Here is a 20,790-nt window from a genome sequence, read left to right on the forward strand (position 1 = left end):
TTTATATATGTGTAGTCGAACTTTATCCAATTAAGAACCAAACAGCTTGTCAGCCGCTTGTTGGGCTTTTTCTTGAATATCTTCGGTCAGATAGTTTTTCATCTGAGAATAAACCAACGCAATGACGGCAATGTCATCGCTGAAGCCAAATGGAATCAGAAGGTCGGGAATGCTGTCGATAGGGCTGAGGAAATAAACCAGTGCACCGACAATAATCATTTTAGCCCGTTTGGGCGTGTGTTCAGATTCCCAAAGGTAATAAAGTGCATAAAGTTGACGGACGACAGGTTTGCCCAGACGGCCGGCAAAGCGTCCGAGTTTTTTCATAAAGCCGGATGTGTCCAAGTTTCGACGACGGAAGGAGGGGATGTAGTCTTCCGGGTCGGGTGTGTTTTGATGAGGGGAGTGTGTCATGATGCAGCCTCCTTATAAGGTATGGAAACATTGTTGGTATCGCACTGTATTTTAGTCCATCTAGGGATGGATGAAATGTCTTTGAATGTATAACTATGTAAGAGTAGTGGTGATAATGCAGTGGCAATAAGTTAAAAATGGCTTATACCTTTGTAAAGATAAGGTATCAAGAATGAGAATTTATCTCGCAATAGATACAATTCTCAAATCATAATGATGTTATCGTAAGTGCTTTGATGGGGAGATGGCTTAATTGCAGGAAAGTAACAAAAAGGCTAATCACACAAAAAAAATCTAAGAATGATTGTTTGATTTTATTAGTTTTTTGGTAAAAATCATTAGAGCATTTATAAATTGCACTGTTCAAAATGAGATAAAACAGGTAAATTATGGTTTATGTAGCTTATTGTAGTGCTGAGCTATAGGTTTTGAGCTGATAATAAATCTAGAGGAACTGACCATGTCCGCCAAATCACGCCCGGTATTTTTGGAAATTCCGAATATCCGATTGCCCATACCGGGGATTGTATCTATTCTTCACCGTATCAGCGGCGTCGGCTTGTTTGTGATGCTGCCTGTTCTCTTGTATTTCTTCTCCGGAACGCTGGATCGCGAAGCGTTGTTTGAAGCATATCGTTCTGCTATCTCCAATCCGTTTGTGAAGTTGATTCTTATCGGTCTGTTGTGGGCATATCTGCATCACTTTTTGGCTGGTATCCGCTTTCTGTTTTTGGATGTGCATAAAGGCTTGGAATTAAATACTGCCCGTGCTACTGCTAAAGTTGTATTTGCTTCTGCTTTGATTCTGACCGTCGTTTTGGGAGCTTTGTTATGGTAGAACGTAAATTGACAGGTGCGCATTACGGTTTGCGCGATTGGGCAATGCAACGTGCAACTGCGGTCATCATGCTGGTGTACACCGTGGTTCTTTTGGTTGTTTTGTTTACGTTGCCTAAAGAATATTCGGCATGGCAGGAATTTTTTGATCAAACTTGGGTGAAGGTGTTTACCCAAGTGAGCTTTTTGGCCGTATTCCTGCATGCATGGGTAGGTATCCGCGATTTGTGGATGGACTACATTAAGCCTTTCGGCTTGCGTTTGTTTTTACATGTTGCCACTATCGTTTGGTTGGTAGGCTGCTTGGTGTATTCAGTTAAAGTAATTTGGGGGTAAATATGGGTTTTCCTGTTCGCAAGTTTGATGCCGTGATTGTTGGCGGTGGTGGTGCAGGTTTACGCGCAGCCCTCCAATTGTCTAAATCCGGCCTGAATTGTGCCGTTTTGTCTAAAGTGTTCCCAACCCGTTCTCATACTGTAGCGGCTCAAGGCGGTATTTCTGCTTCATTGGGTAATGTACAAGAAGACCGTTGGGATTGGCACATGTACGATACCGTGAAAGGTTCCGACTGGTTGGGCGACCAAGATGCGATTGAGTTTATGTGTCGCGCAGCGCCTGAAGCCGTAATTGAGTTGGAACACATGGGTATGCCTTTCGACCGTGTGGAAAGTGGCAAAATCTACCAACGTCCTTTCGGCGGCCATACTGCCGAACACGGTAAACGCGCAGTAGAACGTGCATGTGCGGTTGCCGACCGTACCGGTCATGCGATGCTGCATACTTTGTACCAACAAAACGTCCGTGCCAATACACAATTCTTTGTGGAATGGACGGCGCAAGATTTGATTCGTGATGAAAACGGCGACGTAGTCGGTGTAACCGCCATGGAAATGGAAACCGGCGAAGTTTATATTTTCCACGCTAAAGCTGTGATGTTTGCTACCGGTGGCGGCGGCCGTATTTATGCTTCTTCTACCAATGCTTATATGAATACCGGTGATGGTTTGGGTATTTGTGCCCGTGCAGGTATTCCGTTGGAAGACATGGAATTCTGGCAATTCCACCCGACCGGTGTAGCCGGTGCCGGTGTATTGATTACCGAGGGGGTACGCGGTGAGGGCGGTATTCTGTTGAATGCCGACGGCGAACGCTTTATGGAACGTTACGCTCCGACTGTAAAAGACTTGGCTTCCCGTGACGTGGTTTCCCGTGCGATGGCAATGGAAATTTACGAAGGTCGCGGCTGCGGTAAAAACAAAGACCACGTTTTGCTGAAAATCGACCATATCGGCGCAGAAAAAATTATGGAAAAACTGCCGGGCATCCGCGAGATTTCCATTCAGTTTGCCGGTATCGACCCGATTAAAGACCCGATTCCTGTTGTGCCGACTACCCACTACATGATGGGCGGTATTCCGACCAACTATCATGGCGAAGTTGTCGTTCCGCAAGGTGAAGATTATGAAGTGCCTGTAAAAGGTCTGTATGCGGCAGGTGAGTGTGCTTGTGCTTCCGTACACGGTGCGAACCGCTTGGGTACTAACTCCCTGTTGGACTTGGTGGTATTCGGTAAAGCTGCCGGCGACAGCATGATTAAATTCATCAAAGAACAAAGCGACTGGAAACCTCTGCCTGCTAATGCAGGTGAGTTGACTCGCCAACGTATCGAGCGTTTGGACAACCAAACCGATGGCGAAAATGTTGATGCATTGCGTCGCGAGCTGCAACGCTCCGTACAACTGCACGCCGGTGTGTTCCGTACCGATGAGATTCTGAGCAAAGGCGTTCGAGAAATCATGGAGATTGCCGAGCGCGTGAAACGTACTGAAATCAAAGACAAGAGCAAAGTGTGGAATACCGCGCGTATCGAAGCTTTGGAATTGGATAATCTGATTGAAGTGGCGAAAGCGACTTTGGTATCCGCCGAAGCGCGTAAAGAATCGCGTGGCGCACACGCTTCAGACGACCATCCTGAGCGCGATGACGAAAACTGGATGAAACATACCCTGTATCATTCAGATACCAATACTTTGTCTTACAAACCGGTACATACCAAGCCTTTGAGCGTGGAATACATCAAACCGGCTAAACGCGTTTATTGATGAGTTTTCAGACGGCCTTTACCTTAAAGGCCGTCTGAAACCTAACCATACCCACATTGAACTGCTTGAATTCATAATACAAAATCATTGGGCAGTTTATGAGAAAAGGAACACTTCTCATGGAAAAAATGAGTTTTGAAATTTACCGTTACAACCCGGACGTTGATGCCAAACCTTATATGCAACGTTACGAGTTAGAATTGGAACCAACCGACGTTAAACTTTTGGACGCTTTAGTGCGCCTGAAAGCACAAGATGATACATTGTCTTTCCGCCGTTCTTGCCGCGAAGGTATTTGCGGTTCTGACGGTATGAACATCAACGGCAAAAACGGCTTGGCATGTCTGACCGATCTGCGCGGTCTGAAACAGCCGGTTAAAATCCGTCCTCTGCCAGGTCTGCCTGTTATCCGCGACCTGATTGTGGATATGACCCAATTCTTCAAACAATATCACTCCATCAAACCTTACGTTGTCAACGATAATCCTATCGATGCGGACAAAGAGCGTTTGCAAACTCAGGAAGAACGTAAAGAGTTGGACGGTTTGTACGAATGTATTTTGTGCGCTTGCTGTTCGACTGCCTGCCCGTCATTCTGGTGGAACCCTGATAAATTCGTTGGCCCGTCTGGCTTGCTGAATGCTTACCGTTTCATTGCGGATAGCCGTGATACCATCACTAATGAGCGTTTGGATAATTTGAACGACCCATACCGTTTGTTCCGTTGCCACACCATTATGAACTGCGTAGACGTATGTCCTAAACACTTGAATCCGACCCGAGCCATCGGTAAGATTAAAGAGATTATGTTGAAACGAGCCGTTTAAGAAATGATGGTTTTTGATGATATTGCCAAACGGAAAATCCGTTTTCAAACCCGCCGGGGATTGTTGGAATTAGACTTAATCTTCGGCAGGTTTATGGAAAAAGAATTCGAGCACCTGAGTGATCAGGAGTTGTCCGAATTTTCCGAAATCCTCGAATTTCAAGACCAAGAGTTGCTTGCCTTGATTAACGGACATTCGGCGACGGACAAGAAACACCTGATTCCCATGCTTGAAAAAATCAGACAGGCATGACGTGTTATAGAGCTTGTTTGTGATGCCAATCCGAACAAGCTCTTTCCATACTGAGGCCGTCTGAAAAAAAGGACCGTGCTGCTTAGGCGGCAACGAAAGCCCCAACTTACAAAGGAGTTTAAGAATGTCTAAATCAGTCAAGCTCACCACCCCAAATCAAGAGACCTTGGAACTGCCAGTATTGGAAGCAAGTATCGGCCATGATGTGGTTGATATTCGTGCTTTGACTAAAAATACAGGTCTGTTTTCTTTCGACCCCGGATTCGTGTCAACTGCAAGTTGCGAATCCAAAATCACTTATATTGATGGCGATGAAGGTCTGTTGTATTACCGTGGTTATCCTATCGAGCAGTTGGCCGAAAAATCCGATTACTTGGAAGTTTGCTACCTGTTGATTTACGGCGAACTGCCTACCCCTGAACAGAAAAAAGAATTTGATGCCACAGTCGGTCGCCATACTATGCTGCATGAGCAGCTGACTTGGTTCTTCCGCGGTTTCCGTCGCGATGCGCATCCGATGGCGATGATGGTTGGCGTGGTTGGCGCTTTGTCTGCTTTCTATCAAGACAGCTTGGATATTGCCAATCCTGAACACCGCAAAATTGCGATTTACCGCTTAATCTCCAAAATCCCGACAATTGCAGCAATGTGTTACCGTTATTCCAACGGTCTGCCGTTCAATTATCCAAAAAATAACCTTTCCTATGCTGAAAACTTCTTGCACATGATGTTTGCAACACCATGTGAAGAATACAAACCTAATCCAGTATTGGCTCGCGCGCTCGACCGCATCTTTATTTTGCATGCCGACCACGAGCAAAACGCTTCTACTTCGACCGTACGTTTGGCCGGCTCTTCTGGTGCAAATCCATTTGCCTGTATCGCTGCCGGTATTGCCTGTCTGTGGGGTGCTTCACACGGCGGTGCAAACGAAGCTGTGTTGAAGATGCTGGACGAAATCGGCGATGTATCTAATGTTGCCGCATACATGGAAGGTGTGAAACAACGTAAATACCGTCTGATGGGCTTCGGTCACCGCGTATACCGCAATATGGACCCACGAGCCAGCATCATGCGCGAAACCTGTTATGAAGTCTTGAAAGAATTGGGCTTGGAAGACAGTCCTAAATTCAAGCTGGCGATGGAATTGGAACAAATCGCACTGAAAGATCCATTCTTTGTTGAACGCAAGCTGTATCCAAACGTCGATTTCTACTCCGGTATCGTCTTGTCCGCATTGGGCATTCCAACTGAAATGTTTACCGTTATTTTCGCATTGTCGCGCAGTGTAGGTTGGATTTCTCATTGGCATGAAATGATTAGCGATCCGGCACTGAAAATTGGTCGCCCACGTCAACTTTATACCGGTGCAGAGCGTCGCGATTACGTTCCGGTAGATAAACGCTAATAGACAATACATTAATATATTGTTGAAAAGTCGTTTGAAAAAATCGAATTGCCGTTTTCAATGAGGTTGGTCGTAATTAATTAAGTTGATAGCAGGTAATTTGATTTGAAATAGGGTAGAATAAAGTGTCATTTCAGACGGCCTGAATTCCGTTCGGAGAACACGGAATTCTACCCTTTGTTTATATTTTAAAGAAAAGAGCTCACGCCATGATGGACGAAAAACTCAATTTCTCTTATCTGTTTGGTTCTAATGCGCCATACATCGAGGAGTTGTATGAAAAGTTTCTGGATAATCCGGAATCTGTCGATGAAAAATGGAAACAGTACTTTACCGATTTGAGTAAACAGCCGGGCGCAGTCGCTGTCGATGTTGCCCATACACCGATTCGTGAATCATTTGCCACTTTGGCTAAAAAGAAAATTGCCGCGGCCGTCGCAGGCGGTGTGGATGAGGCAATGATGAAAAAGCAAGTCAGCGTTTTGCGACTGATTTCTGCCTATCGTATCCAAGGCGTGGGTGCAGCCCAACTTGATCCGCTCAAACGTATTCCTCCTCAAAATATCGAAGCGCTCGATCCTAAATTCCACGGTCTGTCAGATGCCGACATGGCGCTTCAGTTCAATATGGGCGAGGGCGATTTTTCCGGTCAGAGCAAACTGCCTCTGTCCCAAATCATCAGCAACCTCAAACAAACCTACTGCGGCCATATCGCGGTAGAGTACATCTACATTCCAAATACCGAAGAGCGTCGCTGGGTTCGCAATTATTTTGAAAGCGTACTGTCTACGCCAAGCTACAGCGTTGAACAAAAACGCCGTATCTTGAAAGAAATGACTGCTGCCGAAACTCTGGAACGCTACCTGCATACCAAATATGTCGGCCAAAAACGCTTTGGTGTAGAAGGCGGCGAAAGCGCGATTGCCGGTTTGAACTACCTGATTCAAAACGCCGGTAAAGACGGTGTAGAAGAAGTCATCATCGGTATGGCACACCGTGGCCGTCTGAATGTTTTGGTGAACATTTTGGGCAAAAAACCCAGCGATTTGTTCGCTGAGTTTGAAGGCCGTGCCGAAATCAAATTGCCTAGCGGCGACGTGAAATACCACATGGGCTTCAGCTCCGATATCGCTACGCCACACGGCCCAATGCACGTTTCTTTGGCATTTAACCCATCACACTTGGAAATTGTTAACCCGGTAGTGGAAGGTTCTGCGCGCGCCAAACAAAAACGTTTGGGCGAAAACGGCCGCGATAAAGTCTTGCCGGTATTGATTCACGGTGACTCCGCATTTATCGGTTTGGGTGTTAACCAAGCAACATTCAACCTGTCTAAAACACGCGGTTATACCACCGGCGGTACCGTTCACATTGTGATCAACAACCAAATCGGCTTTACGACTTCCGATACCCGCGATACCCGTTCAACCGTACATTGTACCGATATCGCGAAAATGGTTTCCGCTCCGGTTATCCATGTGAACGGCGATGATCCTGAACGTGTTTGCTTTGCCATCCAAGCTGCCTTGGATTACCGCAAAAAATTCCATAAAGACATCGTGGTCGACGTTGTCTGCTACCGTAAATGGGGTCACAACGAGGGCGATGATCCGACCTTGACCCAACCGATGATGTACAAAAAAGTATCGCAACACCCAGGTGCGCGTGCTTTGTACACCGAGCAACTGATTGCCGAAGGCGTGGTAACTCAAGCTGAGGCTGACGGTTACATCCAAGCCTACCGTGATGCTTTGGACAAAGGCGAACATGTTGAACAAACAACTTTGAGCAACTTCCAACGTACGCAAATCGACTGGAGCAAATACCAAGGCAAAGATTGGCGCGAACACATCGAAACCGGTTTGCCTGCCGCGGATATTGAGCGCCTTACCGAGAAGTTTACCGCCGTGCCGGAAGGCTTTGCCCTGCATCCGACTGCAAAACGTGTGATTGAAGCGCGTAAAGCCATGGCATCCGGCAAACAAGCCATCGACTGGGGTATGGCAGAAACCTTGGCATATGCAAGCCTGCTGACTAAAGGTTATGGCGTGCGTATCTCCGGTGAGGACTCCGGCCGCGGTACATTCTCACACCGTCATGCAGTATTGCACGATCAAAACCGTGAAAAATGGGACGACGGTACTTATGTTCCTCTGCGCCATATGGGCGAAGGCATGGGCGAGTTCCTGGTTATCGACTCCATTTTGAACGAAGAAGCCGTGATGGCGTTTGAGTACGGCTTTGCCTGCTCCGCACCTGACAAGCTGACCATTTGGGAAGCTCAATTCGGTGACTTCGCCAACGGTGCGCAAGTGACTATTGACCAATTCCTGTCTTCAGGCGAAACCAAATGGGGTCGTTTGTGTGGTCTGACCACCATCCTGCCGCACGGCTATGACGGTCAAGGTCCTGAACACTCTTCTGCACGCGTAGAACGTTGGTTGCAACTGTGTTCCGAGAACAATATGCAAGTCATCATGCCGTCTGAAGCGTCGCAAATGTTCCACATCTTGCAACGTCAAGTCTTGGGTTCATACCGTAAACCGCTGGTGATTTTCATGTCCAAACGCCTGTTGCGCTTCAAAGGTGCAATGAGCCCGCTGGAAAACTTCACCGAAGGTTCGACCTTCCGTCCGGTTATCGGCGATACCGTAGAACGTGCAAGCAATGACAGCGTGAAACGCGTGGTATTGTGTGCCGGTCAGGTTTACTATGACTTGGAAGCTGGTCGTGCTGAGCGTAAACTGGAAGATGATGTTGCTATCGTCCGCGTTGAGCAGCTGTATCCATTCCCATACGACGAGGTTAAAGCTGAACTGGCGAAATATCCGAACGCAAAATCTGTGGTTTGGGCACAAGAAGAGCCGAAAAACCAAGGCGCGTTCTACCAAATCCGCCACCGCATCGAAGACGTTATCAGCGAAGAGCAAAAACTGTCTTATGCCGGTCGTCCAAGCAGCGCATCGCCTGCAGTGGGCTACTCAAGCAAACACATTGCTCAATTGAAACAATTGGTTGAAGACGCTTTGGCGTTGTAAACCAAGTGGCATTCCGTCTGAGGCTGCTCAGGCGGAATGCCCATATGCAGAATTAAAAACACACAACAGGCCGTCTGAAAGGGCCATTGGAGACACAAAATGATTATTGATGTAAAAGTACCTATGCTGTCTGAAAGCGTATCTGAAGGCACGCTCTTGGAATGGAAGAAAAAAGTTGGCGAAGCAGTTGCCCGTGACGAAATCCTGATCGATATCGAAACTGACAAAGTGGTTTTGGAAGTACCTTCTCCACAAGCCGGCGTATTGGTTGAAATCGTAGCGCAAGACGGTGAAACCGTTGTTGCCGACCAAGTTTTGGCACGTATCGATACAGCTGCTACTGCCGCTGCTGAAGCACCTGCCGCCGCTCCTGCCGAAGCAGCCCCAGCCGCCGCTCCTGCTGCTGCACAAAACAACGCCGCTATGCCTGCCGCCGCCAAACTGGCTGCCGAGACCGGTGTTGACGTGAACGCATTGCAAGGTTCCGGCCGTGACGGCCGCGTATTGAAAGAAGACGTACAAAATGCCGCTGCCAAACCTGCCGCAGCCGCTGCTGCTGTTGCACTTCCTGCCGGCGCACGTCCTGAAGAACGCGTACCAATGAGCCGCCTGCGTGCTCGTGTTGCAGAACGCCTCCTGGCTTCTCAACAAGAAAACGCTATTTTGACTACATTCAACGAAGTCAACATGAAACCAATCATGGACTTGCGTGCGAAGTACAAAGATAAATTCGAGAAAGAACACGGCGTAAAACTGGGCTTTATGTCCTTCTTCGTTAAAGCCGCTGTTGCCGCCCTGAAAAAATACCCGGTTGTGAATGCTTCTGTTGACGGTAAAGACATCGTGTACCACGGCTACTTCGACATCGGTATCGCGATTGGCAGCCCACGCGGTTTGGTTGTGCCAATCCTGCGCGATGCCGACCAAATGAGCATTGCCGACATCGAACAAGCAATTGTTGATTACGCGAAAAAAGCCAAAGACGGCAAAATCGCTATCGAAGATCTGACCGGCGGTACATTCAGTATTACCAACGGCGGTACTTTCGGTTCTATGATGTCTACCCCGATCATCAACCCGCCTCAATCTGCGATTTTGGGTATGCACGCCACTAAAGAGCGCGCCGTGGTTGAAAACGGTCAAGTTGTTGTCCGTCCAATGATGTATCTGGCTCTGTCTTACGACCACCGTATCATTGACGGCCGCGAAGCTGTATTGACCCTGGTAGCCATTAAAGACGCGTTGGAAGACCCAGCTCGCCTGTTGTTGGATCTGTAATCGTTTCAGACGGCCTTTTATTTGTTAATGAAAAGGTCGTCTGAATTTTTATTTAGATGTAGCGTAATGTAGTATCGTGCTACAATAGGCTCAACAAACGATTGAGGCCGTCTGAAACATTTGATTCGAATGAATCGGCAGGTATGGACTTTCAGACGGCCTTTTCTTAAAACCATCAAAACGCAGTCATTCAAAATAAAAAAGAAACAAAAAGTATCGTTTTTATTTTGAGATACTGCAAAAGCAAAGGATGACACGATGTCTCAATATGATGTAGTAGTGATTGGTGCAGGCCCGGGCGGATACGTTGCCGCCATCCGTGCCGCGCAACTGGGTTTCAAAACCGCTTGCGTCGATGCAGGCGTTAACAAAGCAGGCAATGCCCCTGCATTGGGCGGTACTTGCTTGAATGTAGGCTGTATCCCTTCCAAAGCCCTGTTGCAATCGAGTGAACATTTCCACGCCGCGCAACACGATTTTGCCGAACACGGTATCACTGTCGGCGACGTAAAATTCGACGCGGCCAAAATGATTGAGCGCAAAGATGCCATCGTGACCAAGCTGACCGGCGGCGTGAAATTCCTGTTCCAAAAAAACAAAGTAACCAGCCTGTTCGGTACTGCTTCCTTTGCCGGTAAAAATGGCGATGCTTACCAAATCGAAGTCGATAACAAAGGCGAGAAAACCGTTATCGAAGCCAAACACGTCATCGTAGCGACCGGTTCCGTACCGCGTCCGCTGCCACAAGTCGCTATCGACAATGTGAACGTTTTGGACAACGAAGGCGCATTGAACCTGACCGAAGTTCCTGCCAAACTCGGCGTGATCGGTTCCGGCGTGATTGGTTTGGAAATGGGTTCCGTATGGAACCGCGTGGGTGCAGAAGTTACCATTCTTGAAGCTGCGCCGACCTTCCTGGCTGCCGCCGACCAACAAATCGCCAAAGAAGCCTTCAAATACTTCACCAAAGAGCAAGGTTTGAGCATTGAATTGGGCGTGAAAATCGGCGACATCAAATCTGAAGGCAAAGGCGTTTCCGTTGCTTACGAAACAGCTGCCGGCGAAGCCAAAACCGAAGTATTCGACAAACTGATCGTTGCCATCGGCCGTATTCCAAACACCAAAGGCCTGAACGCCGAAGCCGTAGGTTTGGAAAAAGACGAACGCGGCTTTATCAAAGTAGATGGCGAATGCCGTACCAACCTGCCTAACGTATGGGCAATCGGCGACGTGGTTCGTGGCCCGATGTTGGCACACAAAGCCAGCGACGAAGGTGTTGCCGTTGCCGAGCGCATTGCCGGTCAAAAACCGCATATCGATTTCAACAACGTACCGTTTGTTATTTACACCGATCCTGAAATCGCTTGGGTGGGTAAAACCGAAGAGCAGCTCAAAGCCGAAGGCGTGGAGTACAAAAAAGGTACTTCAGGTTTCGGTGCAAACGGTCGCGCATTGGCCATGGGCAAAGCCAAAGGTACGGTTAAAGTGTTGGCAGATGCCAAAACCGACCGCATCTTGGGCGTACACATGATCGGCCCGGTTGTCAGCGAATTGGTTACCGAAGGCGTGACTGCGCTCGAATTCTTCGCCAGCAGCGAAGACATCGCCCGCATTATCCATGCCCACCCAACCTTGTCCGAAGTGGTTCACGAAGCTGCATTGGCGGCCGACAAACGCGCTTTGCACGGTTGATAGACATTAAGGCCGTCTGAAACTTTTCAGACGGCCTTAAGGCCTTCGACAAATTGAATGTTCCGAGAGCTTCGTTTTCTGATTTATAATTCCGTCAGACAAACAAACAGCATTTACATTCATTATGAACAAAGAAATAGTCGGTATTTTCTTTATACCGATGGGCATCATCAGCATGTGTATGGCCGCATTGTGGCAGATGTATGTGATGATGACCGAAACTTATACGCTCAACCGTTTCAAAGATAAAGAATTGGTTTGGCGCGTGGCATTGTTGTTTATCAGTTTCAGCCTTGCCGTTTATCTGCTCTGCCCGAATTCGCGTAAAAAAGGCATCGTCTTTTTTATTCTCGGGGGAGGCGGTGCAACCATGTATCTGCTGGCGCGGATGTGGTTGCCCTTCAGTAAATAGTAGGGCCGTCTGAAAATATGGGATTGGCCGCAGGGCGATTCCTAAAACCCACTCACCTTAAGGAGAAATCCATGAATTTACACGAGTATCAGGCTAAAGAACTGCTGGCTAGCTACGGTTTGCCCGTACAAGGCGGTATTTTGGCACACAACGGCGAAGAAGCCGCTGCAGCTTACGACAAATTGGGCGGCAAATTCGCTGTTGTCAAAGCACAAGTACACGCCGGCGGCCGCGGTAAAGCGGGCGGCGTAAAAGTCGTTAAAAGCCGCGAAGAAGCTAAAGAAGTGGCTGAAAGCCTGATTGGCACCAACTTGGTAACTTACCAAACCGATGCCAACGGCCAACCTGTCAACAGCGTTTTGGTTTGCGAAGACATGTATCCTGTTCAAACCGAGCTGTACTTGGGCGCAGTGGTTGACCGTTCTACCCGCCGCGTTACATTCATGGCTTCTACCGAAGGTGGCGTGGAAATCGAAAAAGTTGCTGCCGAAACTCCAGAAAAAATCTTCAAAGTAACCGTTGATCCGCTGGTCGGCCTGCAACCTTGCCAAGCTCGTGAAGTTGCCTTCCAACTGGGCTTGAAAGACAAACAAATCAACGAGTTCGTCAAACTGATGACCGGCGCGTACAAAGCGTTTATCGAAAACGACTTCGCCCTGTTTGAAGTAAACCCATTGGCAGTCCGTGAAAACGGCGACTTGGCCTGTGTGGACGGCAAAATCGGTATCGACAGCAACGCGCTCTACCGTCTGCCGAAAATTGCCGCTTTGCGCGACAAATCTCAAGAAAACGAACGTGAGCTGAAAGCTTCCGAATTCGACCTGAACTATGTTGCCCTGGAAGGTAACATCGGCTGTATGGTGAACGGTGCCGGTTTGGCGATGGCCACTATGGACATCATCAAACTGAAAGGTGGCCAACCTGCCAACTTCTTGGACGTTGGCGGCGGCGCAACCAAAGACCGCGTGGTTGAAGCGTTCAAACTGATTTTGGAAGACAAATCCGTTAAAGGCGTATTGATCAACATCTTCGGCGGTATCGTACGTTGCGACATGATTGCGGAAGCCATCGTGGCAGCCGTTAAAGAAATCAACGTCAACGTTCCTGTCGTTGTTCGTTTGGAAGGTAACAACGCCGAACTCGGCGCGAAAATCCTGAACGAATCAGGTCTGAAACTGACTTCTGCAGACGGCCTGAATGACGCAGCCGAAAAAATTGTTGCAGCCGTAAACGCCTAAGGAGAAAAGAATGAGCGTATTGATTAATAAAGACACCAAAGTATTGGTTCAAGGTTTCACCGGTAAAAACGGTACTTTCCACTCCGAACAAGCTCTGGCTTACGGCACTAAAGTTGTTGGCGGCGTTACCCCAGGCAAAGGCGGTCAAACCCACCTGAACCTGCCCGTGTTCAACACCATGAAAGAAGCCGTTAAAGAAACCGGCGCGGACGCATCTGTAATTTACGTTCCAGCTCCGTTTGTTTTGGACTCAATCGTTGAAGCCGTTGATTCAGGCGTAGGCTTGGTCGTTGTGATTACCGAAGGCGTACCAACTCTGGACATGCTCAAAGCCAAACGTTACTTGGAAACCAACGGCAACGGTACCCGCTTAGTCGGCCCTAACTGCCCGGGCGTGATTACTCCGGGTGAGTGCAAAATCGGTATTATGCCGGGCCACATCCACACTCCAGGCCGCATCGGTATTATTTCCCGTTCCGGTACATTGACTTACGAAGCTGTGGCACAAACCACCAAACTGGGCTTGGGTCAATCAACCTGTATCGGTATCGGCGGCGACCCGATTCCTGGTATGAACCAAATCGACGCACTGAAACTCTTCCAAGAAGACCCGGATACCGACGCCATCATCATGATCGGTGAAATCGGCGGTACTGCGGAAGAAGAAGCAGCCGAATACATCCAATCCAACGTAACCAAACCTGTTGTAGGTTACATTGCTGGTGTTACCGCTCCTAAAGGCAAACGTATGGGCCACGCCGGTGCGATTATTTCCGGCGGTAAAGGTACTGCCGAAGAAAAATTCGCCGCTTTCGAAAAAGCCGGTATCGCTTACACCCGCAGCCCTGCCGAGTTGGGCACTACCATGCTGGAAGTGTTGAAGGCAAAAGGTTTGGCATAAGACTTAAGTCTTTAGGCTGAATTGAAAAGGCCGTCTGAAGTTTTCAGACGGCCTTTAATTTAAGGGATAAATGGCAGATAAGAATACATTTTTGCAAATCAAACCAATGTTGGTAAGGACAGTACCGAAAGGGCATATGGATAGAATCCCCTAATTGTTAAACTGTTTTACTTCATCAGTTTTTGAACGATTTTCCCAGTTGTGTTGTCCATTCGGTATTGGTTAATTGTACCGTTGACAATATATTCAGCGGCTTTTTCAATGACATCTAATCCGACATCAAACCATTCATTTGGGATGTAACTTTTCCCGTCTTTCCCTATTAAACGGATATTCAGTTTTTGTGCAGCAAAGAAGGCGTGCAATAAACGCTCGAACGTATGCGGATTGATATTGCGACATTCAAAAGACAATACAGGGACAACTTTGCTTTCCAAGAAAGCAGTATCGCTTTCCGCATTAGCGATTCTGTTTTCCACCGTATCCGTCGTGAAGCCTATTTTATAGAGATTTTTATAGGCGGCAAGCTGCGGTTTGGGTTGAAGCAGTTTGACGATATAAAGGTGTCCAGTTACCAAATCCGGCTGATTATGGGCGGTCAAAATATCCGGCAGGGCTTCAGTATCGGCCAGCATGACTTTTTTACCGTTTTCATCTTTATATACAGCGCGGGCGAGCGAGCGGGTCAGGATGTTGGATTCCGTCCCGTTTTCATAAATAACGCGCAGCCGTCTGTTTCCTCTTGTACTTTTCCTATCTTCCGTCTCCGCAAAATCAGCGACGTAACACAAGGCCCCGTGTAATAGGAACACATCGCCCGGCTGAAGAAAGGTTTCAGTTTTGAGGCGTTCAAAATGGGCTTTACCGTGTTTGAGCATGTGGTGGATTTGTTTGAACCAAGCTTCAAACCGCCAAAAGTCCGTACAGGGTTGCCGTACCGCATTGTCTTCGTCCGTATAGGGAGCCCCATTTATCGTCCGCTGTTGGATGTGTTCTATCCTGAAAATATCCGTATTGCCCACGTCGAGCAGGTTTAAATCGTCATTGTTGAAGATGTCTTCCAGCGTAACCACATTTTCAGCTTTGCAGCATTCCGTTTTTTCAGACGGCCTTAGCAGATTGAGCGTATCGTATTGTCGAAGGGTTTCACAATGCTGTTTGTTGTTCAGCAAGGCTTGCCATTTCCTATCTAAAATTTTTTCATCCAAATTACCGTCTTTATTCGGTAAACGTCCATGCCGTCTGAAAAACGATTCGACTTCGCCGAATGTTTGTAAAACCATTGCGTCGGCATCGGCTTTGGCGGTAATCGGTTTGACATCGGCAAGCAGACCTAAATCGTCATGATTGAAAATATCGTCCAAGCTGGTGATTTTAGAATCAACGCGCATACCTTTTAGCAACATATTCAGCCCCTTGCCATGCGTTCCGCTTTTTTGTTGCGGATATAGATTAAGGCCTCGCCCATGCGTTTTTCCAAGGGGTCGTCTGAATCTTTGTCAGGCATCCGATTGTTGGTGCGGACAAATTCATTGATACGCGGCCACAGCATAGCGGCCTCATCTTCCGTCATTTGGATACGGTCTGCCTGCACATAATCCTGAATCGCTTTCAACAGCGGCGCGTCCACATTTTTGGACAAGACTTCATATGCGTCCCTGAAAGGATTGACTTCGCGGATTAAATCCACATTCAACCTATCTACATTGATAAATTTTTCGCCGACTTTGATAAAACGGTTGTCAGCGGTTTTGACTTCGCCTGTTTGCAGATTTTTGATTTTCGCGTTGTCAGGCAAATCTCGTTCCCTGACAGTTTCTTCAACAGAATAACTCTGCCCGGCTTCTTGCAACTTAACCGTATCGACAAAAAAATCTCCTTGTCTGATATAGGTTTTTTCGCCTTCGATAAGCGCGTTATCGGGCAAATCCTTGCCGTCTTTGATACCGCCGCCCTGGGTTACCGCCATTTTAGTCAGCGTCCCTTGCACAATTTGGTCTTGCTCTTCTACCGACAGCTCGGGATAACGGCAGGCAACAATCTTCGGCAGCGCGGTTTCATTGATGGCAGAAGCAGGCGTGTCTTCCTGAATATAGCGTTTGGCATTTTGCGTATCCTGTACCAACGCAGCGATAAGGTCGTCTGAATCCTTATTCAGAATATCGACGACTTTTTTAGAGGCGGGCAGCGTCGTATCGTCGATAATCACATCGCCCGGATTGGGCTGTTCATCCGGCCTCATATCAGAGCGGCGGCGGAAAGTGATATTGGGCGCCAACACCTGCTCCATCAGCAGCGACAGCGTAATCGCCTTCAAAAGATTATTAACCGACACTTTGACATCTTCATCTGCCGCATCAGGCTGCGCAATCAGATTGGTAAATTGAGCATGGGTTTTCCCCTCGCAATCTCGAGTGGCGCGACCGATGATTTGGACGACTTCCGTCATCGAGCTGCGGTAGCCTATGGTCAGTACATGCTCACAATAGGGCCAGTCGAACCCCTCCTTCGCCATACCCAGCGCAACAATAATATCCATATCGTCGCGCGATTTGATATTGCGTAAATATGCCTGAATTAAAGAACGGTCGGATGTTTTACGGTCGTCCACCAAATCCGCCAGTTTCAGCAGCCTGCCGTCATGGGCTTTGACCGTGATGATGCCTGTTTCGCGGTCTTTTTCCACAAATTCGCCCAAGGTGTCGATGATATGGTCGACTGCCGAATACTTATCGACCGCCGCTTCGCCCGAATTGACGTTGGGAATATGGATAATCGTCTTTTTCGACGGATCGAGCACTTCACCCAAAGCATCGAGATAGCGGCCTTGGTAGAAATGGTAGCCCAATCCCAGAGATTTCAAATATCGGTAGCCGTTGAGTTGTTCGTAGTAGGTGTAGGTTACTTTTTCAAACTTGGCTTCGTCTTCTTCACTCAAAATCGGTACGGCGTCGCCTCGGAAGTACGAGCCGGTCATGGCGATAATATGAGCCGAGGAGTTGCGCATGATTTCGTCCAAGACTGCGCCCAAACGGTTGTTTTCTTCCGCAGAAACATGATGGAACTCGTCAATCGCCACCAGCGTGTCATTAAATGCCCCGACATCTGCGAGTTTGTCGAAAGCAAAGCGGAACGTCGCATGGGTGCAGACCAAAACTTGGTCATTGCCGCGCATAAAGCGGATAAAGGCATCCACTTTGCCTTGGTCTTTGTCGTCGCCGCTGCCGGTGCAGAGATTGTTTTCCGGCTTGACGCGCCAATCGGCAAAAAAGCCGTGTTTCGCCAATTCGGTATCGGCAAACGAGCCGCCGATGGACATTTCGGGTACGGCGATAATCGCCTTTTTGATGCCTTGATGGGCCAGCTTGTCCAAAGCCAAAAACATCAGCGCGCGGGATTTGCCTGAAGCGGGCGGCGCTTTGAGCAGCAGATATTGCGCGTCGCGCTTGGCAAACGCTTTGGCCTGCATTTCGCGCATGCCCATATTGTTTGGTTTGGTGCTGTTACCGGTTTGTCCGTATTCGACGTGGAGCAGGGGGATAGTCAAGATATTTTCCTTTTAAAGACGGTGATGTCGGGGCAAAGATGCCGTTTTACGGCGTTTTTTGGCCGTTGACGGCTTTTTCGTATAAATCAAACAAAAATTCTACGCGCTCCATGCCGTCTGAAAAGGGTTTGGTGCGGTAGAGGCGGTCAACGGCGGTATCGAGGCGGAGATGGGCTTCTTTGAGCGGCAGCGGCATTTTATCGGGATCGTAGAGTTGCGCGAGGGTTTGGTCGGGGTAGTCGGCGCGGATAAGCAGGATGTCTTCAGCAAGCGCGGCTATGCGAGATTTTTCAGCTTCGTCGGCTTCGGGCCAAGGAAAATTGTTGTACACAATCGTGCCGGAATAGCGATAACGGCTTTCCAGACGGCCTGCGACAGTGCGCATCCAGTCGTTGTGCATGGCAGAGGTAAGGATGCCGAATTCGTAGAGGGTGGCATTGGGGATCATCAGGTTGGCATTGTTACTGATGGTTCCATCTATCAAAAAACCTAGAGGAATATAGTCCCGATTTTCAGATGAATGACAAGGAACGAGAATGTAGTTGCCGGAAGTAGGATGGCGGATTTCATCAAACAAATGGGGGATGTCTGCTTTTTGAACGGTTGCAGCTTTTTTGCTGGCAAGGCGGACAGCGCGTACTTTTTCTACCCTTTCGGCAACGAGGGGATGTTTTTCAGGCAGACTGTCGAGTTCTTCTTGGGTCAGGTCAGTCAGCCAGAGACACCAGCGTTGTTTGCCGTTGAGAAATTCGTCAGAGCCGAGCAGTTTTTTAATCCATTTGGCAGACTGCGGCTCACGGGCGATGAGGCTGTCTTTTTCTTCTGTGGTAAGGATGAGATTGCCGCCATCTCCAGGTTGGTTTCCTTTGTACATTTTTGAGACAGAGCAAATAGGATTCGAGCGTTTTTCAACAGAAAGATTGCTGCCTGCAATTAGATAGGGACTGATGTTGGCAACGCTTTGGCTGTGCCATTCTTTATCGAGAAGTTTGTAGAGCTTGGGCTGAGCGCTATTGGGGCTGAGGCCGTCTGAAAGATATGCTGCTTCCAGGCCGATGATGACAACGTGGACGGCGGCTTTGTCTTTGGCATTGTTTGCCCACGGGAAGGTCTGGTAGGCGAAGGCAATGCGGTTGCCCAATGCGAAGATAGGGGGCCAGAGGGTGGCAACTTGGTCGCCTTGGCTGATGGAATTGGTGGCGACAAGGGCGAGCCTGGCGCGGCTGGTGCGGATATATTGCGCGCCTTTCCAAAACCAACAGGCAACGTAATCCAAGACGCCGTATTTTTTCCAGCCGTCAAAAACCATATCCATATCTTCGTTTTGTTCCTCGTCGCGCGAATTTGAGCCGCCAAACGGGGGATTGCCGACGATATAGACTTCGTCTTCAGCGCGGTTGTTGCGGTGGCAGAAGGCCTCCCAGTCTTCGCGCAGGCTGTTGGCGGCCTTGATGTTGCCGCCGCTTTTGAGAGGCAGGGTGGGCAGGCTGTTGCCCAGCTCGTTTTCGTGGGCAAGGTTCATTTGGTGTTCGGCCAGCCAAAGCGAAAGCATGGCGATTTCGTGGGCGAAGTCGTCCAGCTCGATGCCGTAAAATTGGTCGAGACGGATTTGGCTGCTGAAAATGGCGTTGCTGTCGATTTCTTTGACGGCTTTGAAGATTTCGATTTCGAGGCGGCGCAGCTCTTTGTAGGCGATAATCAGGAAATTGCCGCTGCCGCAGGCAGGGTCGAAGATTTTGATGTTGCCCAGCCGCATGGAGAGGCTGTATAGGGCTTTCAGACGGCCTTCATTGCTGGGATAGCGTTTGAAGATGTCTTGAAACGCCGTCTGAAGCTCGTCAAGAAAGAGCGGCTTGATGGCTTTCATGATATTGGGGACGGAGGTGTAGTGCTGTCCCAAACGGCTGCGCTGTTTCGGGTCTATCACGCTTTGAAACATGGAGCCGAAGATGTCGGGATTGATTTCAGACCAGTTGAGTTTGCCGCATTCGAGCAAAAGGCGGCGGGTGCGTGTATCGAAATCGGGGATGGGCTCGTCTGCCTGGAAAAGCCCGCCGTTGACGTAGGGGAAGCTTGCGAGATGGGCAGGCAGGGCTTCGGAACGTTTTTCAGGAGGCGTGTCGAGGGTTTGGAAAAGTGCGGTCAGGACTTCGTCTGTATTCTCGCCGGTTTTATGCGTATGGCTTTCAATGAGTTTGGTAAAGCTGTCTTTGGGGAAGATTTTGGTGTCTTCGGCAAAAAAACAGAAGAGCAGGCGGGTCAGGAAGACATTGAGGGCATGGATGTCTTCGGGTTTCTCGAGATGGTTGGTGCGGCGGATTTGGTCGAAAAGGCGCCCCATTTTTTCGGCGGCTTTGGTGTCGGCAGGATTTTCTTCAAATCCGCTGCTTTTTTCCAAGCCTGCGAGAGGAAGGAAAAAGCCGTAGTTTTGCGCTAAATCGGTATAGGCGCATTCGAGGTAGTCGTCGGCTTGGATATCGTAGGCGGCGATGTTTTGAAAATCGGTTACGATAAAGAAGCGGATTTTGTTTTTGTCGGCTGTGGCGGATTGTTTCAGGTCTTGCAGGACGTCGTATATGTCTGCATCGGGGGCGACAGGTTTGAAATAGAGTTTGCGGCTGAGGGCAATTTCGCCATGCAAGGGCATATCGGCGACGTTGGTGCCGGGGGTTTGGTTTTGCAGTTTGGTAATGGTGGCTTTCGGGGTATCGAACAGGCGTAGGAAGCCGTAGATGAAGTTTGCTTTGTCTTCCGACTGCACGAGCTTGGCCAGCCCGTCAAAAAGTTTGGTAGGATTGACTGCCATGGTTGCGACACCTTTGTTAAGAAATTGTAATGATATGA

General features: G+C 48.7%; 16 protein-coding genes. 12 read left to right on the forward strand and 4 right to left on the reverse strand.

Annotated features, from left to right (window positions below; all coding sequences use genetic code 11):
• Nucleotides 1-30: 30 nt before the first annotated feature.
• On the reverse strand, nucleotides 31-414 hold the full coding sequence (locus KCG55_RS06550) for a YkvA family protein (RefSeq protein WP_254322437.1): 384 nt from the start codon (nucleotides 412-414) through the stop codon (nucleotides 31-33).
• Between the two features lie 460 nt (nucleotides 415-874).
• On the opposite strand from KCG55_RS06550, the gene sdhC reads away from it, so the two are divergent.
• From sdhC to sucD, 12 genes are all read left to right on the forward strand, one after another.
• Complete coding sequence (gene sdhC, locus KCG55_RS06555) at nucleotides 875-1,252, forward strand: succinate dehydrogenase, cytochrome b556 subunit (RefSeq protein ID WP_254322439.1); 378 nt, start codon at nucleotides 875-877, stop codon at nucleotides 1,250-1,252.
• Nucleotides 1,246-1,587, forward strand: a complete 342-nt coding sequence (gene sdhD / locus KCG55_RS06560; RefSeq protein WP_254322440.1) for a succinate dehydrogenase, hydrophobic membrane anchor protein — start codon at nucleotides 1,246-1,248, stop codon at nucleotides 1,585-1,587. Before sdhC ends, sdhD begins: the two co-directional genes overlap by 7 nt.
• 2 nt (nucleotides 1,588-1,589) lie before the next feature.
• Nucleotides 1,590-3,353 carry a succinate dehydrogenase flavoprotein subunit gene (gene sdhA, locus KCG55_RS06565; protein ID WP_004519265.1) on the forward strand — a complete coding sequence of 588 codons (1,764 nt, stop codon included), beginning with the start codon at nucleotides 1,590-1,592 and terminating at the stop codon, nucleotides 3,351-3,353.
• 119 nt (nucleotides 3,354-3,472) lie between these two features.
• The gene (locus tag KCG55_RS06570) at nucleotides 3,473-4,180 is read left to right on the forward strand and encodes a succinate dehydrogenase iron-sulfur subunit (RefSeq protein ID WP_002241462.1); all 708 of its coding nucleotides are present in this window, start codon (nucleotides 3,473-3,475) and stop codon (nucleotides 4,178-4,180) included.
• 3 nt (nucleotides 4,181-4,183) lie between these two features.
• Entirely contained in the window at nucleotides 4,184-4,432 is a 249-nt protein-coding gene (locus KCG55_RS06575; protein WP_003678830.1) for a succinate dehydrogenase assembly factor 2, read from the forward strand.
• A 124-nt stretch (nucleotides 4,433-4,556) separates the two neighbouring features.
• Nucleotides 4,557-5,840 carry a citrate synthase gene (gene gltA, locus KCG55_RS06580; RefSeq protein WP_070583645.1) on the forward strand — a complete coding sequence of 428 codons (1,284 nt, stop codon included), beginning with the start codon at nucleotides 4,557-4,559 and terminating at the stop codon, nucleotides 5,838-5,840.
• A 209-nt stretch (nucleotides 5,841-6,049) separates the two neighbouring features.
• Complete coding sequence (locus tag KCG55_RS06585; protein ID WP_254322442.1) at nucleotides 6,050-8,878, forward strand: 2-oxoglutarate dehydrogenase E1 component; 2,829 nt, start codon at nucleotides 6,050-6,052, stop codon at nucleotides 8,876-8,878.
• 99 nt (nucleotides 8,879-8,977) lie between these two features.
• Nucleotides 8,978-10,156, forward strand: a complete 1,179-nt coding sequence (gene odhB, locus KCG55_RS06590; RefSeq protein WP_254322444.1) for a 2-oxoglutarate dehydrogenase complex dihydrolipoyllysine-residue succinyltransferase — start codon at nucleotides 8,978-8,980, stop codon at nucleotides 10,154-10,156.
• Nucleotides 10,157-10,414: 258 nt separating this feature from the next.
• Nucleotides 10,415-11,848 carry a dihydrolipoyl dehydrogenase gene (gene lpdA, locus KCG55_RS06595; protein WP_002217382.1) on the forward strand — a complete coding sequence of 478 codons (1,434 nt, stop codon included), beginning with the start codon at nucleotides 10,415-10,417 and terminating at the stop codon, nucleotides 11,846-11,848.
• 124 nt (nucleotides 11,849-11,972) lie between these two features.
• Nucleotides 11,973-12,260, forward strand: coding sequence for a hypothetical protein (locus tag KCG55_RS06600; RefSeq protein WP_004519272.1), 288 nt, complete (start codon nucleotides 11,973-11,975; stop codon nucleotides 12,258-12,260).
• A 71-nt stretch (nucleotides 12,261-12,331) separates the two neighbouring features.
• The gene (gene sucC, locus KCG55_RS06605; RefSeq protein ID WP_049330956.1) at nucleotides 12,332-13,498 is read left to right on the forward strand and encodes an ADP-forming succinate--CoA ligase subunit beta; all 1,167 of its coding nucleotides are present in this window, start codon (nucleotides 12,332-12,334) and stop codon (nucleotides 13,496-13,498) included.
• A 10-nt stretch (nucleotides 13,499-13,508) separates the two neighbouring features.
• Nucleotides 13,509-14,399 carry a succinate--CoA ligase subunit alpha gene (gene sucD / locus KCG55_RS06610; protein WP_002221113.1) on the forward strand — a complete coding sequence of 297 codons (891 nt, stop codon included), beginning with the start codon at nucleotides 13,509-13,511 and terminating at the stop codon, nucleotides 14,397-14,399.
• Between the two features lie 167 nt (nucleotides 14,400-14,566).
• Here sucD and KCG55_RS06615 read toward each other — a convergent pair whose 3' ends face one another.
• From KCG55_RS06615 to KCG55_RS06625, 3 genes are read right to left on the reverse strand one after another with little or no spacing between them, the layout of a single operon-like run.
• Entirely contained in the window at nucleotides 14,567-15,805 is a 1,239-nt protein-coding gene (locus KCG55_RS06615; protein WP_254322446.1) for a GIY-YIG nuclease family protein, read from the reverse strand.
• Nucleotides 15,806-15,807: 2 nt separating this feature from the next.
• Nucleotides 15,808-17,946, reverse strand: a complete 2,139-nt coding sequence (locus KCG55_RS06620) for a helicase-related protein (protein WP_254322451.1) — start codon at nucleotides 17,944-17,946, stop codon at nucleotides 15,808-15,810.
• Nucleotides 17,947-17,992: 46 nt separating this feature from the next.
• Nucleotides 17,993-20,752 carry a DNA methyltransferase gene (locus KCG55_RS06625; RefSeq protein WP_254322453.1) on the reverse strand — a complete coding sequence of 920 codons (2,760 nt, stop codon included), beginning with the start codon at nucleotides 20,750-20,752 and terminating at the stop codon, nucleotides 17,993-17,995.
• Between the last annotated feature and the right edge of the window lie 38 nt (nucleotides 20,753-20,790).

The sequence above is a fragment of the Neisseria subflava genome (assembly GCF_024205745.1).
Taxonomy (GTDB): Bacteria; Pseudomonadota; Gammaproteobacteria; order Burkholderiales; family Neisseriaceae; genus Neisseria; species Neisseria flavescens_B.

Bases quoted from the DNA above. Each gene is read 5' to 3' on its own strand.
- KCG55_RS06550 (WP_254322437.1), bottom strand. From the start codon at position 414: ATGACACACTCCCCTCATCAAAACACACCCGACCCGGAAGACTACATC.
- sdhC (WP_254322439.1), top strand. From the start codon at position 875: ATGTCCGCCAAATCACGCCCGGTATTTTTGGAAATTCCGAATATCCGA.
- sdhD (WP_254322440.1), top strand. From the start codon at position 1,246: ATGGTAGAACGTAAATTGACAGGTGCGCATTACGGTTTGCGCGATTGG.
- sdhA (WP_004519265.1), top strand. From the start codon at position 1,590: ATGGGTTTTCCTGTTCGCAAGTTTGATGCCGTGATTGTTGGCGGTGGT.
- KCG55_RS06570 (WP_002241462.1), top strand. From the start codon at position 3,473: ATGGAAAAAATGAGTTTTGAAATTTACCGTTACAACCCGGACGTTGAT.
- KCG55_RS06575 (WP_003678830.1), top strand. From the start codon at position 4,184: ATGATGGTTTTTGATGATATTGCCAAACGGAAAATCCGTTTTCAAACC.
- gltA (WP_070583645.1), top strand. From the start codon at position 4,557: ATGTCTAAATCAGTCAAGCTCACCACCCCAAATCAAGAGACCTTGGAA.
- KCG55_RS06585 (WP_254322442.1), top strand. From the start codon at position 6,050: ATGATGGACGAAAAACTCAATTTCTCTTATCTGTTTGGTTCTAATGCG.
- odhB (WP_254322444.1), top strand. From the start codon at position 8,978: ATGATTATTGATGTAAAAGTACCTATGCTGTCTGAAAGCGTATCTGAA.
- lpdA (WP_002217382.1), top strand. From the start codon at position 10,415: ATGTCTCAATATGATGTAGTAGTGATTGGTGCAGGCCCGGGCGGATAC.
- KCG55_RS06600 (WP_004519272.1), top strand. From the start codon at position 11,973: ATGAACAAAGAAATAGTCGGTATTTTCTTTATACCGATGGGCATCATC.
- sucC (WP_049330956.1), top strand. From the start codon at position 12,332: ATGAATTTACACGAGTATCAGGCTAAAGAACTGCTGGCTAGCTACGGT.
- sucD (WP_002221113.1), top strand. From the start codon at position 13,509: ATGAGCGTATTGATTAATAAAGACACCAAAGTATTGGTTCAAGGTTTC.
- KCG55_RS06615 (WP_254322446.1), bottom strand. From the start codon at position 15,805: ATGTTGCTAAAAGGTATGCGCGTTGATTCTAAAATCACCAGCTTGGAC.
- KCG55_RS06625 (WP_254322453.1), bottom strand. From the start codon at position 20,752: ATGGCAGTCAATCCTACCAAACTTTTTGACGGGCTGGCCAAGCTCGTG.